General features: G+C 57.1%; 12 protein-coding genes and 2 tRNA genes. 13 read left to right on the top strand and 1 reads right to left on the bottom strand.

The window, feature by feature from the left end:
* The first annotated feature begins 29 nt into the window (after nucleotides 1-29).
* The 3 genes from carB to ACTWLJ_RS03040 are packed head-to-tail and all read left to right on the top strand — an operon-like array spanning nucleotide 30 to nucleotide 4,157.
* Nucleotides 30-3,251: a carbamoyl-phosphate synthase large subunit gene (gene carB, locus ACTWLJ_RS03050; protein ID WP_445179815.1), complete on the top strand. Its 3,222-nt coding sequence runs from the start codon at nucleotides 30-32 to the stop codon at nucleotides 3,249-3,251.
* Nucleotides 3,248-3,724, top strand: a complete 477-nt coding sequence (greA, locus tag ACTWLJ_RS03045) for a transcription elongation factor GreA (protein WP_401221030.1) — start codon at nucleotides 3,248-3,250, stop codon at nucleotides 3,722-3,724. Before carB ends, greA begins: the two co-directional genes overlap by 4 nt.
* A gap of 28 nt (nucleotides 3,725-3,752) precedes the next feature.
* Nucleotides 3,753-4,157: an MFS transporter gene (locus ACTWLJ_RS03040; RefSeq protein WP_445181445.1), complete on the top strand. Its 405-nt coding sequence runs from the start codon at nucleotides 3,753-3,755 to the stop codon at nucleotides 4,155-4,157.
* Nucleotides 4,158-4,166: 9 nt separating this feature from the next.
* On the opposite strand, the gene ACTWLJ_RS03035 is transcribed toward ACTWLJ_RS03040, so the two are convergent.
* On the bottom strand, nucleotides 4,167-4,475 hold the full coding sequence (locus ACTWLJ_RS03035) for a YhbY family RNA-binding protein (RefSeq protein WP_401221027.1): 309 nt from the start codon (nucleotides 4,473-4,475) through the stop codon (nucleotides 4,167-4,169).
* Between the two features lie 101 nt (nucleotides 4,476-4,576).
* On the opposite strand from ACTWLJ_RS03035, the gene rlmE reads away from it, so the two are divergent.
* The 10 genes from rlmE to nusA all read left to right on the top strand — a co-directional run bounded on the left by rlmE (nucleotide 4,577) and on the right by nusA (nucleotide 13,145).
* Complete coding sequence (gene rlmE / locus ACTWLJ_RS03030; protein ID WP_401221024.1) at nucleotides 4,577-5,206, top strand: 23S rRNA (uridine(2552)-2'-O)-methyltransferase RlmE; 630 nt, start codon at nucleotides 4,577-4,579, stop codon at nucleotides 5,204-5,206.
* 202 nt (nucleotides 5,207-5,408) lie between these two features.
* Nucleotides 5,409-7,316, top strand: coding sequence for an ATP-dependent zinc metalloprotease FtsH (gene ftsH, locus ACTWLJ_RS03025; protein ID WP_445181444.1), 1,908 nt, complete (start codon nucleotides 5,409-5,411; stop codon nucleotides 7,314-7,316).
* 8 nt (nucleotides 7,317-7,324) lie between these two features.
* Entirely contained in the window at nucleotides 7,325-8,176 is an 852-nt protein-coding gene (gene folP / locus ACTWLJ_RS03020) for a dihydropteroate synthase (protein WP_445179814.1), read from the top strand.
* 16 nt (nucleotides 8,177-8,192) lie between these two features.
* Entirely contained in the window at nucleotides 8,193-9,530 is a 1,338-nt protein-coding gene (gene glmM, locus ACTWLJ_RS03015; RefSeq protein ID WP_445179813.1) for a phosphoglucosamine mutase, read from the top strand.
* A 65-nt stretch (nucleotides 9,531-9,595) separates the two neighbouring features.
* Entirely contained in the window at nucleotides 9,596-10,351 is a 756-nt protein-coding gene (gene tpiA / locus ACTWLJ_RS03010) for a triose-phosphate isomerase (RefSeq protein WP_445179812.1), read from the top strand.
* 4 nt (nucleotides 10,352-10,355) lie between these two features.
* Nucleotides 10,356-10,739 carry a preprotein translocase subunit SecG gene (gene secG, locus ACTWLJ_RS03005; RefSeq protein WP_017336473.1) on the top strand — a complete coding sequence of 128 codons (384 nt, stop codon included), beginning with the start codon at nucleotides 10,356-10,358 and terminating at the stop codon, nucleotides 10,737-10,739.
* Between the two features lie 22 nt (nucleotides 10,740-10,761).
* A tRNA-Leu gene (locus ACTWLJ_RS03000) sits at nucleotides 10,762-10,847 on the top strand.
* Between the two features lie 97 nt (nucleotides 10,848-10,944).
* Nucleotides 10,945-11,021: transfer RNA gene (locus tag ACTWLJ_RS02995), tRNA-Met, on the top strand.
* 136 nt (nucleotides 11,022-11,157) lie between these two features.
* A complete protein-coding gene (rimP, locus tag ACTWLJ_RS02990) occupies nucleotides 11,158-11,616 on the top strand; it encodes a ribosome maturation factor RimP (protein ID WP_149088505.1) in 459 nt (152 codons plus the stop codon).
* Nucleotides 11,617-11,663: 47 nt separating this feature from the next.
* Nucleotides 11,664-13,145, top strand: coding sequence for a transcription termination factor NusA (gene nusA / locus ACTWLJ_RS02985; protein WP_445179811.1), 1,482 nt, complete (start codon nucleotides 11,664-11,666; stop codon nucleotides 13,143-13,145).
* Nucleotides 13,146-13,149 lie beyond the last annotated feature (4 nt).

Here is a 13,149-nt window from a genome sequence, read left to right as displayed (position 1 = left end):
ACTGACCTGCGGATTTGAGTGACAAACCCATGCCAAAACGTACAGACATTAAAAGCATCCTGATTCTCGGCGCTGGCCCGATCGTTATCGGCCAGGCCTGCGAATTTGACTACTCCGGCGCCCAGGCCTGTAAAGCCCTGCGCGAAGAGGGTTACCGCGTCATCCTGGTGAACTCCAACCCGGCCACCATCATGACCGACCCGGACATGGCCGACGCCACCTATATCGAACCGATCAAATGGCAGACCGTTGCCAAGATCATCGAGAAAGAGCGTCCGGACGCACTGCTGCCGACCATGGGCGGCCAGACCGCTCTGAACTGCGCTCTGGATCTGGAGCGCGAAGGCGTTCTGGAGAAGTTCGGCGTGGAGATGATCGGTGCCAACGCCGACACCATCGACAAGGCTGAAGACCGTTCGCGTTTCGACAAGGCGATGAAATCCATCGGCCTGGCGTGCCCGCGTTCCGGTATCGCCCACAGCATGGAAGAAGCCAACGCAGTCCTCGAGACCCTGGGCTTCCCGTGCATCATCCGTCCGTCCTTCACCATGGGTGGCACCGGTGGCGGTATCGCTTACAACCGTGAAGAGTTCGAAGAAATCTGCGCCCGTGGTCTGGATCTGTCGCCGACCAAAGAGCTGCTGATCGACGAATCGCTGATCGGCTGGAAAGAATATGAGATGGAAGTTGTCCGCGACAAAAAGGACAACTGCATCATCGTCTGCTCCATCGAAAACTTCGACCCGATGGGCGTGCACACCGGTGACTCGATCACTGTTGCTCCGGCACAGACCCTGACCGACAAGGAATACCAGATCCTGCGTAACGCCTCTTTGGCGGTACTGCGCGAGATCGGCGTCGAGACTGGCGGTTCCAACGTGCAGTTCGGTATCTGCCCGGACACCGGTCGTATGGTCGTGATCGAGATGAACCCGCGTGTATCGCGTTCGTCGGCTCTGGCCTCGAAAGCCACCGGTTTCCCGATTGCCAAAGTCGCGGCCAAACTGGCGGTGGGTTACACCCTCGACGAATTGTCGAACGACATCACCGGCGGCAAGACCCCGGCGTCCTTCGAGCCGTCGATCGACTACGTTGTGACCAAGCTGCCGCGTTTTGCTTTCGAGAAATTCCCGAAAGCCGACGCCCGCCTGACCACTCAAATGAAGTCGGTGGGTGAAGTCATGGCCATCGGCCGTACTTTCCAGGAATCCCTGCAGAAAGCTCTGCGCGGTCTGGAAGTGGGCGTTTGCGGTCTGGACGAGAAGCTCGACCTGAGCAACCCGGAAAGCATGAGCGTGCTCAAGCGCGAACTGACCGTGCCGGGTGCCGAGCGTATCTGGTATGTGGCTGACGCTTTCCGCGCCGGCATGACCGTTGAGCAAATCTTCGGCATGAACATGATCGATCCGTGGTTCCTGGTGCAGATCGAAGATCTGATCAAGGAAGAAGAGAAGGTCAAGACCCTGGGTCTGTCCTCCATCGACCGCGACCTGATGTTCCGCCTCAAGCGCAAAGGCTTCTCGGATCAGCGTCTGGCCAAGCTGCTGGGTGTGACCGAGAAGAACCTGCGGACTCATCGCCACAAGCTGGAAATCTTCCCGGTCTACAAACGCGTTGATACCTGCGCCGCCGAGTTCGCCACCGACACCGCCTACCTGTACTCGACTTACGAGGAAGAGTGCGAAGCGAAGCCGTCCGGTCGCGACAAGATCATGATCCTTGGCGGCGGTCCAAACCGTATCGGCCAGGGCATCGAGTTCGACTACTGCTGCGTACACGCCGCCCTCGCCCTGCGCGAAGACGGGTACGAGACCATCATGGTCAACTGCAATCCGGAAACCGTTTCCACTGACTACGACACTTCCGACCGTCTGTACTTCGAACCGGTAACCCTGGAAGACGTGCTGGAAATCTGCCGCGTCGAGAAGCCGAAAGGCGTGATCGTCCAGTACGGCGGGCAGACCCCGTTGAAACTGGCTCGCGCCCTGGAAGCGGCTGGCGTGCCGATCATCGGCACCAGCCCTGATGCCATCGACCGTGCAGAAGACCGCGAGCGCTTCCAGCAGATGGTTGAGCGTCTGAACCTGCGTCAGCCGCCTAACGCCACCGTGCGCAGCGAAGACGAAGCGATCCGTGCAGCCAGCAAGATCGGCTACCCGCTGGTCGTGCGTCCGTCCTACGTACTCGGCGGTCGGGCGATGGAAATCGTCTACGAAGAAGAAGAACTCAAGCGCTACCTGCGTGACGCGGTGAAAGTGTCGAACGACAGCCCGGTGCTGCTCGACCACTTCCTCAACTGCGCCATCGAAATGGACGTCGATGCTGTCTGCGACGGTACTGATGTAGTGATCGGCGCGATCATGCAGCACATTGAACAGGCTGGCGTTCACTCCGGTGACTCCGCTTGCTCGCTGCCGCCGTACTCGCTGCCGCTGCACATCCAGGACGAGATGCGCGAACAGGTCAAGAAAATGGCCCTGGAACTGGGCGTTGTCGGCCTGATGAACGTTCAGTTGGCGCTGCAAGGCGAAGACATCTACGTCATCGAAGTCAATCCGCGCGCTTCGCGTACCGTACCGTTCGTGTCGAAGTGCATCGGTGTTTCCCTGGCAATGATCGCTGCCCGCGTCATGGCCGGTAAGACCCTGAAGGAAATCGGCTTCACCAAGGAAATCATTCCGAACTTCTACAGTGTGAAAGAGGCGGTGTTCCCATTCGCCAAATTCCCTGGAGTTGACCCGATCCTCGGCCCAGAGATGAAGTCGACCGGTGAAGTGATGGGCGTGGGCGACACCTTCGGTGAAGCATTCGCCAAGGCCCAGATGGGCGCCAGCGAAGTGCTGCCAACTGGCGGCACCGCATTCATCAGCGTGCGTGACGACGACAAACCTTTGGTTGCAGGCGTGGCCCGTGATCTGATCAACTTGGGCTTCGAAGTGGTTGCCACTGCCGGTACTGCCAAGCTGATCGAAGCTGCAGGCCTGAAAGTGCGCCGCGTGAACAAGGTGACCGAAGGTCGTCCGCACGTGGTCGACATGATCAAGAACGACGAAGTCACTCTGATCATCAACACCACCGAAGGTCGCCAGTCGATTGCCGACTCGTATTCCATCCGTCGCAACGCCTTGCAGCACAAGATCTATTGCACCACCACTATTGCTGCTGGCGAAGCGATCTGCGAAGCACTGAAGTTCGGTCCCGAGAAGACCGTGCGTCGCTTGCAGGATCTACACGCAGGATTGAAGGCATGATCAAATACCCAATGACCGTCCAGGGCGCGAAAGCCCTGGAAGAAGAACACACTCACCTGACCAAGGTCGTTCGTCCAAAGCTCAGCCAGGACATCGGTACGGCCCGCGAGTTGGGTGACTTGAAAGAAAACGCCGAATACCATGCCGCTCGCGAACAGCAGGGTATGGTTGAAGCGCGGATTCGTGACATCGAAGGCCGGATTCAGAATCAGGTCATCATCGACGTCACGACCATCCCGCATACCGGTAAAGTGATTTTCGGCACCACCGTTGAAATCGCCAACGTCGAGACTGACGAAAGCGTGACTTACCACATCGTGGGTGAGGACGAGGCCGACTTCAAACTTGGCAAGATTTCGGTAGGGTCGCCATTGGCCCGTGCCTTGATCGGCAAGCAAGAAGGCGATGTTGTTGCAGTGAAAACGCCTAGCGGTGTTATCGAGTACGAGATTGTCGAAGTCCGTCACATCTGAAACAGGGCGCCTGCTGAATGCGGGCGCCGTGATCTGGCAACTGACCCAGATGCTTTGGGTCGGTGGCTTATGGCTGGTGCATCTGGGCCTGCGACCGGTGTTGGGCCAAATAGGCCTGGCACCGCTGCTGGTCGATGAAGTTGCAAGTGCATTTGAAGTGCTGGTGGTTGGGTTTGCTGCCGCCTGCTTGATTTTTCAGGCTTTGGTGCTGGTAAAGACCGAGGGCCTTGCCAGTCTATGGCGCGATTTTCGCGGACAGGTGTTGCTGGTGGCGTTGTATGCGTGTGCGATGTTTGTCGCAGTGCGTGTCGGCTGGCCGGATGCGCAGCGCTGGCAGGTGTTCAGCTTTCTGGTTCTGGGTTTTTCCGGGCTGGTGCTGGTGTTGCAGCCGGTACCTGGATGGAGTGGCAGGGTGCGCGAAGCACACCCTTGACCCTTGTCATCACTTGAAGCGATGAACGTTCGACAGCTGCTTGTTGGCGCTGAAGTTCTTGCGGTAGATCAGTGCCATCTTGCCGATGACCTGAACCAGGTCCGCTTTGCCGACCTTGCAGAGTTCTGCAATGGACGCCAGGCGCGCCTCGCGATCAAGGATGTTGAGCTTGATTTTAATCAGCTCGTGATCCGCCAAAGCGCGTTCAAGTTCGGCTAACACACCTTCAGTCAAACCGTTGTCAGCCACAGTCAAAACTGGTTTGAGGTGGTGGCCAATGGATTTGTACTGTTTCTTCTGCTCTTGAGTGAGCGGCATAATCTGACCCTTTCGTCTGGATTCTGTAAAATGGCGGCCATTTTACCCGAGGGCTCGTGGATCCGCCCAATTAATCACGACCCTTATCATCGAGGTGCCCAATGGCGCGTTCCAAGACAAGCCTTGGTTGGCTGAAAAGACATGTTAATGATCCCTATGTGAAGCAGGCGCAGAAGGACGGCTACCGTTCGCGTGCGAGTTACAAGCTTCTCGAGGTCCAGGAGAAATACAAGCTGATCCGTCCTGGCATGAGCGTTGTCGACCTGGGCGCGGCGCCCGGTGGCTGGTCGCAGGTCACCAGCCGGCTGATCGGTGGTCAGGGCCGTCTGATCGCCTCGGACATCCTGGAAATGGACAGCATTCCGGACGTGACTTTCATTCAGGGTGACTTCACCCAGGACGCGGTGCTCGCTCAGATCCTTGAGGCGGTGGGTAATTCGCAGGTGGACCTTGTGATTTCCGATATGGCCCCCAATATGAGTGGTACGCCCGAAGTGGACATGCCAAAGGCCATGTTTCTTTGCGAGCTGGCTCTGGATCTGGCGGAACGGATACTCAAGCCGGGTGGCAATTTCGTGATCAAGATTTTTCAGGGCGAAGGGTTTGATGTGTACCTGAAGGATGCTCGTCGCAAATTCGACAAGATCCAGATGCTCAAGCCTGACTCTTCCCGTGGCAGCTCCCGCGAGCAATACATGCTGGCTTGGGGTTACCGCGGTCGTAGTGAGTAAAACGAGGTTTTTTAGCGGGGTGATAGGTTTTTCGTATTTCGCCCCGAGCGCTTTAGCGAATATTGTGTGGAAAGTGTTTCACAAAGGGTTACAGACGGCGCCTGCCAGAGCTGTAGGTAATGTAGTAAGTTAGGCCGGTGAATATCATGCGAAGCGCGCGCCAGTAGCGGAGCTTGCTTCAGAGGGTAGTTAATTGAACGATATGGCAAAGAATCTGATCCTGTGGTTGATCATCGCGGCTGTCCTGGTGACGGTGATGAACAACTTCTCCAGCCCTAACGAGCCGCAGACCCTCAACTATTCCGACTTCATCCAGCAAGTCAAGGATGGCAAGGTCGAGCGCGTAGCCGTTGATGGTTATGTGATTACCGGCAAGCGTAACGATGGCGACAGCTTCAAGACCATTCGTCCGGCAATCCAGGACAATGGCCTGATCGGCGACCTCGTCGACAATCACGTTGTGGTTGAAGGCAAGCAGCCTGAACAGCAAAGCATCTGGACCCAGCTTCTGGTGGCCAGCTTCCCGATCCTGGTGATCATCGCGGTGTTCATGTTCTTCATGCGCCAGATGCAGGGGGGTGCGGGCGGCAAGGGCGGGCCGATGAGCTTCGGCAAGAGCAAGGCGCGCCTGCTCTCCGAAGATCAGGTGAAAACCACTTTGGCTGACGTTGCAGGTTGCGACGAAGCCAAGGAAGAAGTTGGTGAGCTTGTGGAGTTCCTCCGTGATCCGGGCAAATTCCAGCGTCTGGGCGGTCGTATTCCTCGCGGTGTACTGATGGTCGGTCCTCCGGGTACCGGTAAAACCTTGCTGGCCAAGGCGATTGCCGGTGAAGCCAAGGTGCCTTTCTTCACCATTTCCGGTTCCGACTTCGTTGAAATGTTCGTTGGTGTCGGTGCCAGTCGTGTTCGTGACATGTTCGAGCAGGCCAAGAAGCATGCACCGTGCATCATCTTTATCGACGAAATCGACGCCGTCGGCCGCCATCGTGGCGCCGGCATGGGTGGCGGTCACGACGAGCGCGAGCAGACTCTCAACCAGTTGCTGGTAGAGATGGACGGCTTCGAAATGAATGACGGCATCATCGTTATCGCTGCAACCAACCGTCCAGACGTACTCGACCCGGCATTGCTGCGTCCGGGCCGTTTCGACCGTCAGGTTGTGGTTGGTCTGCCGGACATCCGTGGTCGCGAGCAGATCCTCAAGGTTCACATGCGTAAGGTGCCACTGGGCGACGACGTTGCTCCGGCGGTTATCGCACGTGGTACCCCGGGCTTCTCGGGTGCTGATCTGGCCAACCTGGTCAACGAAGCGTCGCTGTTCGCTGCTCGTAGCGGCAAGCGCATCGTCGAGATGAAAGAGTTCGAACTGGCCAAAGACAAGATCATGATGGGCGCCGAGCGCAAATCGATGGTCATGTCGGAAAAAGAGAAGCAGAACACCGCTTATCACGAAGCAGGCCACGCCATCGTTGGTCGCGTCGTGCCTGAGCATGATCCGGTGTACAAGGTTTCGATCATTCCGCGCGGCCGTGCGCTGGGTGTGACCATGTTCCTGCCGGAAGAAGATCGCTACAGCCTGTCCAAGCGCGCACTGATCAGTCAGATCTGCTCGCTGTACGGCGGCCGTATCGCAGAAGAGATGACCCTTGGTTTTGACGGTGTGACCACCGGTGCTTCCAACGACATCATGCGTGCCAGTCAGATTGCGCGGAACATGGTCACCAAGTGGGGTCTGTCGGAAAAACTCGGTCCGTTGATGTACGCCGAAGAAGAGGGCGAAGTGTTCCTCGGTCGCGGCGGTGGTGGTCAGGCTGCCAGCTTCTCCGGTGAGACAGCCAAGCTGATCGACTCCGAAGTGCGCAGCATCATTGACCAGTGCTACGGCACGGCCAAGCAGATCCTCACGGACAACCGTGACAAGCTCGATGCCATGGCTGACGCCCTGATGAAGTATGAAACGATCGATGCTGAGCAGATCGACGACATCATGGCAGGTCGTGCACCTCGCGAGCCTCGCGATTGGTCGGGTGGCACCGGTACGCCTCCACCACCAGTGGTTCAGGACGAGCGTCCGGAAACACCGATTGGCGGTCCGGCTGCTGACGTTTAAGGTTTGAAATGACTTCTGTACAGTCCCTGACCCGGTTGCCTTGCGGCAACCGGGTTCTTGATTTGGCCCGGACGCATGTCATGGGTATTCTCAATGTCACTCCCGATTCTTTCTCCGATGGCGGCCGATTCAGTCAGCTTGATGCTGCATTGCGTCACGCCGAGGCGATGGTGGCAGCTGGCGCAACGCTGATCGACGTCGGTGGCGAATCGACCCGGCCTGGCGCGCGAGCGGTTTCCCCGCTTGAAGAGCTTGAGCGTGTGGCGCCGATTGTCGAGCTGATCAATCGTGAGCTGGATGTGGTTATCTCTATTGATACGTCGACCCCTGCCGTAATGCGCGAAACCGCGCGGCTGGGCGCTGGATTGATCAACGATGTCCGCTCGTTGCGACGGGATGGCGCGCTGGATGCGGCGGCGGCAACGGGCTTGCCGGTCTGTCTGATGCATATGCTGGGTGAGCCTGGTGATATGCAGGATGATCCGCAATATCAGGATGTCACTCGGGAAGTGGGTCAATTTCTGGCGGAGCGCATGAGTCAATGTGCGTTAGCGGGCATCCCGGCTGAGCGGATCATTCTTGATCCCGGCTTCGGTTTCGCCAAAACCCTGCAGCACAATCTAAGCTTGTTCAAGCATATGGAAGCCCTGCACGCGCTGGGTCGACCGTTGCTGGTCGGTGTCTCACGCAAAAGCATGATCGGGCAGGCCCTGAATCGCCCTGTCGGCGAGCGTCTGCATGGCGGTCTGGCACTGGCTGCACTGGCATCAATCAAGGGTGCGCGTATATTGCGCGTCCATGATGTGGCGGAAACGGTCGACGTGGTGCGGATGCTCGCAGCCGTGGAATCAGCCGAATAAGAATGATGGAGCACTTATGAGCAAGAAATACTTTGGCACTGACGGTATTCGTGGGCGCGTTGGGGTATACCCGATCACTCCGGATTTCATGCTCAAGCTCGGCTGGGCTGCCGGTATGGCCTTCCGCAAGATGGGCGCCTGCAAGGTGCTGGTCGGCAAGGACACACGAATCTCCGGCTACATGTTCGAATCGGCACTTGAGGCTGGACTGACTTCGGCGGGTGCCGATGTCATGTTGCTTGGTCCGATGCCGACTCCGGCCATCGCCTATTTGTCGCGCACGTTCCAGGCAGAAGCCGGGATCGTGATCAGTGCTTCGCACAACCCGCATGACGATAACGGCATCAAATTCTTTTCCGGCAAGGGCACCAAGCTGCCGGATGAATTGGAATTGATGATCGAAGAATTGCTCGACACCCCGATGACCGTGGTTGAGTCGAGCAAGATCGGCAAAGTGTCGCGCATCAACGATGCGTCCGGCCGCTACATCGAATTTTGCAAGAGCAGTGTGCCGACCAGTACCAGTTTTTCCGGTCTGAAGATCGTGATCGACTGCGCGCATGGGGCGACCTACAAGGTTGCGCCGAGCGTCTTCCGTGAACTGGGCGCTGAAGTCGTGGTGTTGTCGGCCCAGCCTAATGGTCTGAACATTAATGACAATTGCGGCTCGACCCATATGGGTCAGTTGCAGGCTGCTGTTCTGGCTGAGCACGCTGATCTGGGTATTGCCTTCGACGGTGATGGCGATCGTGTGCTGATGGTGGATCATACGGGCGCCATCGTTGATGGTGACGAACTGTTGTTCATCATTGCGCGTGATCTGCATGATCGTGGCAAGTTGCAGGGCGGGGTGGTTGGCACTCTGATGAGCAATCTCGGTCTGGAGCTGGCTCTGGCTGAATTGGGGATTCCGTTCGTTCGCGCCAATGTCGGTGACCGTTATGTGATCGCCGAACTGCTGGAGCGTAACTGGCTGGTTGGTGGTGAGAATTCGGGGCATGTGGTGTGTTTCAATCACACGACCACTGGCGATGCGATCATCGCGGCGTTGCAAGTGCTGATGGCGCTGAAGACTCGTAATGAAGGTTTGGCGCAAACCCGGCAAGCCCTGCGCAAGTGCCCTCAGGTGCTGATCAACGTGCGTTTTGGTGGCGGTGACAACCCGCTGGAGCATCCTGCTGTCAAGGAAGCCAGCGCGCGCGTAACCCAGGCAATGGCGGGTCGTGGTCGCGTGCTTTTGCGCAAGTCCGGGACAGAGCCTCTGGTGCGTGTCATGGTCGAAGGCGAGGACGAAACCCAGGTTCGCAGCTATGCCGAAGAACTGGCAAAACTGGTAACTGAAGTTTCTGCCTGATACGGCTTGCCAGCCATGATTGTGTTGGGTAACATCTGCGCCCACTTTGACCGACGAGGTACAGCATGCGTCGCCCTATGGTAGCTGGTAACTGGAAGATGCACGGTACCCGCGCCAGCGTCGCTGAGCTGATCAACGGCCTTCGTCATTTGGCCTTGCCTAGCGGTGTTGATGTCGCGGTATTCCCGCCTTGCTTGCATATCAATCAAGTGATTGATGGCCTGAAAGGCAAGTCGATTTCGGTCGGCGCGCAGAATTCTGCGGTGGAATCCATGCAAGGTGCATTGACCGGTGAAATTGCACCGAGTCAGTTGGTGGATGCAGGTTGTTCTCTTGTGCTTGTCGGGCACTCCGAACGCCGCCAGATAATGGGCGAGCGAGACGGGGTGCTGAATCGCAAGTTCGCAGCGGCACAGGCATGTGGCTTGATTCCGGTGTTGTGTATAGGGGAAACCCTGGAGCAGCGCGAAGCCGGTAAAACTCTTGAGGTTGTCGGGCGTCAGCTGGGCAGCATCATCGAGGAGCTGGGTGTTGGTGCCTTTGCAAAGGCAGTGATAGCTTACGAGCCGGTCTGGGCCATTGGTACCGGACTGACTGCAACGCCGCAGCAGGCTCAGGATGTGCATAAAGCCATTCGCGAGCAGTTGGCGGCAGAGAATTCTGAAGTCGCACGAGGTGTGCGGCTTCTATACGGCGGCAGCGTGAAGGCGGCCAATGCGGTCGAACTGTTCGGCATGCCGGATATCGATGGGGGGCTCATTGGTGGAGCTTCCCTGAATGCAGATGAGTTCGGTGCGATCTGTCGCGCCGCGGGAAACTGAAAAAATGCTGGAAACAGTCGTAGTCGTTTTTCATCTGCTGGGTGCATTGGGCGTAGTTGCTCTGGTTTTGCTGCAGCAGGGTAAGGGTGCGGACGCTGGCGCGTCTTTCGGAGCAGGTGCTTCAAATACTGTGTTCGGAAGCCAAGGTTCCTCTACCTTTCTTAGTAAGTTTACTGCTATACTTGCCGCCGGTTTCTTCATAACCAGCTTGGGGTTAGGTTACTTTGCTAAAGAGAAGGCTCACCAGCTGACTCAGGTAGGTCTCCCAAATCCAGCAGTGTTGGAAGTTCCAAAGCAGCAACCGGCTTCTGATGATGTCCCGGTGCTTCAAGAGCAAAAGTCGGCTACTCCAGCGACTGACGTACCTCCAGCTCAAGAGCAGAAGTAAGAAGGGTTTCAAACGTAGTTTTGCCGAGGTGGTGGAATTGGTAGACACGCAACCTTGAGGTGGTTGTGCCCATAGGGTGTAGGGGTTCGAGTCCCCTTCTCGGTACCAATTAGTCAGGAAAGCCCGCTATTGCGGGCTTTCTTGCAGGTGGAAGGTTACATTGACCCTATAAGGGATCGGTCGTATACTTCCGCCCCAGCTTTGTCGCGGGGTGGAGCAGTCTGGTAGCTCGTCGGGCTCATAACCCGAAGGTCGTCGGTTCAAATCCGGCCCCCGCAACCAGTTTAAGGAGCCCCTTTTAAGGGGCTTTTTGTTAGCTGGACACTTTCTACGCCGCTGTTCGACGGCGTTTCAAGGATGGGCGTTTCGCCCATTTTTTTATTTTGCACGCATGCATCTACATGCACGAGGGGGTTCAGTGTCGAGCAAGCTAGAAGAGTTGCAGGCCTTGCTGGCCCCGGTGGTCGTGGCCCTAGGCTATGAATGCTGGGGTATTGAGTTTTCGGCTCAAGGTCGCCACTCAATGTTGCGCGTTTATATTGATAAAGAGGGCGGTGTGCTGGTGGACGATTGCGCCATTGTCAGCCGTCAGATCAGCGGTGTCCTGGATGTTGAAGATCCGATCACCGTTGAATACACCCTTGAAGTTTCCTCGCCTGGCATGGAACGCCCGCTGTTCACTATTGAACAGTTTGCCAAATTTGCCGGTGAACAAGTGAAGATCAAGCTGCGCTCGCCTTTCGAAGGTCGACGCAACTTTCAGGGCCTTCTGCGCGGCGTAGAAGAACAGGATGTCGTGGTGCAGGTAGAAGACCATGAGTTCCTGTTGCCGATCGATATGATCGACAAGGCCAACATTATTCCCAGTTTTGACTGAGACGCGGATCCCGCGGATCCAATGGCTTGCGAAAGGCGAGGCGTACGATGAGCAAAGAAGTACTGCTGGTTGTTGAGTCGGTATCCAATGAAAAGGGTGTACCGGCAAGCGTAATTTTTGAAGCGCTGGAGCTGGCTCTGGCCACTGCTACCAAAAAGCGTTTTGAAGACGAAGTTGACCTGCGTGTGGAAATCAATCGCCACACCGGTTCTTACGAGACTTTCCGTCGCTGGACGGTTGTCGAAGAAGACGATCTTGATGATCCGGCCATCGAAACCTGGCCGAGCAAGGTTGCCGAAACGCATCCTGGCGCCAACGTTGGTGATGTCGTCGAAGAAAAGATCGAGTCCATCGAATTCGGCCGCATTGCTGCGCAGACCGCCAAGCAGGTCATCGTGCAGAAAGTGCGCGAGGCCGAGCGTGCTCAGGTCGTCGATGCCTATCGCGAGCGTCTGGGAGAAATCATCTCCGGCACCGTGAAAAAAGTTACTCGCGACAACGTGATCGTTGATCTGGGCAACAACGCTGAAGCGTTGCTGGCCCGTGAAGACATCATTTCTCGCGAAACCTTCCGTGTCGGCGTGCGTCTGCGTGCGTTGCTCAAGGAAATCCGCACCGAGAACCGCGGCCCGCAGCTGATCCTGTCGCGTACTGCGCCGGAAATGCTGATCGAGTTGTTCCGCATCGAAGTGCCGGAAATTGCTGAAGGCCTGATCGAAGTAATGGCAGCATCCCGTGATCCGGGTTCGCGCGCCAAGATCGCGGTTCGCTCCAAGGACAAACGCATCGACCCGCAGGGCGCGTGCATCGGTATGCGCGGTTCGCGCGTCCAGGCCGTGTCGGGTGAGTTGGGTGGCGAGCGTGTCGATATCGTTCTTTGGGACGATAACCCGGCGCAGTTCGTGATCAATGCCATGTCGCCGGCAGAAGTGGCGGCCATTATCGTTGACGAAGATGCCCATGCAATGGACATCGCCGTTGGCGCAGACAATCTGGCTCAGGCCATCGGTCGCGGTGGTCAGAACGTGCGTCTGGCTAGCCAGTTGACTGGCTGGACCCTGAACGTGATGACCGAATCGGACATCCAGGCTAAGCAGCAAGCAGAAACCGGCGACATCCTGCGCAACTTCATCGACGAGCTGGAAGTCGACGAAGATCTGGCACAGGTGCTGGTAGATGAAGGCTTCACCAGCCTGGAAGAGATTGCCTACGTACCGTTGGAAGAAATGCTCAACATCGACGGCTTTGACGAAGATACCGTCAACGAGCTTCGCGCTCGTGCCAAGGATCGTTTGTTGACCAAAGCCATCGCTACTGAGGAAAAGCTGGCAGACGCCCATCCGGCCGAAGACCTGCTCTCGCTTGAGGGTATGGACAAGGATTTGGCGATGGAACTGGCGGTGCGCGGCGTAATTACCCGCGAAGACCTGGCCGAGCAGTCTATTGACGACCTGCTCGACATCGACGGCATTGACGATGATCGTGCCGGCAAGTTGATCATGGCCGCCCGAGCCCACTGGTTCGAGTAATTAG

The organism is Pseudomonas sp. McL0111, from assembly GCF_052567255.1.
This window is presented reverse-complemented; position numbering and strand designations above follow the sequence as displayed.

Coding starts and splice junctions, on each gene's coding strand:
- carB (WP_445179815.1), top strand. CDS start 30: ATGCCAAAACGTACAGACATTAAAAGCATCCTGATTCTCGGCGCTGGC.
- greA (WP_401221030.1), top strand. CDS start 3,248: ATGATCAAATACCCAATGACCGTCCAGGGCGCGAAAGCCCTGGAAGAA.
- ACTWLJ_RS03035 (WP_401221027.1), bottom strand. CDS start 4,475: ATGCCGCTCACTCAAGAGCAGAAGAAACAGTACAAATCCATTGGCCAC.
- rlmE (WP_401221024.1), top strand. CDS start 4,577: ATGGCGCGTTCCAAGACAAGCCTTGGTTGGCTGAAAAGACATGTTAAT.
- ftsH (WP_445181444.1), top strand. CDS start 5,409: ATGGCAAAGAATCTGATCCTGTGGTTGATCATCGCGGCTGTCCTGGTG.
- folP (WP_445179814.1), top strand. CDS start 7,325: ATGACTTCTGTACAGTCCCTGACCCGGTTGCCTTGCGGCAACCGGGTT.
- glmM (WP_445179813.1), top strand. CDS start 8,193: ATGAGCAAGAAATACTTTGGCACTGACGGTATTCGTGGGCGCGTTGGG.
- tpiA (WP_445179812.1), top strand. CDS start 9,596: ATGCGTCGCCCTATGGTAGCTGGTAACTGGAAGATGCACGGTACCCGC.
- secG (WP_017336473.1), top strand. CDS start 10,356: ATGCTGGAAACAGTCGTAGTCGTTTTTCATCTGCTGGGTGCATTGGGC.
- nusA (WP_445179811.1), top strand. CDS start 11,664: ATGAGCAAAGAAGTACTGCTGGTTGTTGAGTCGGTATCCAATGAAAAG.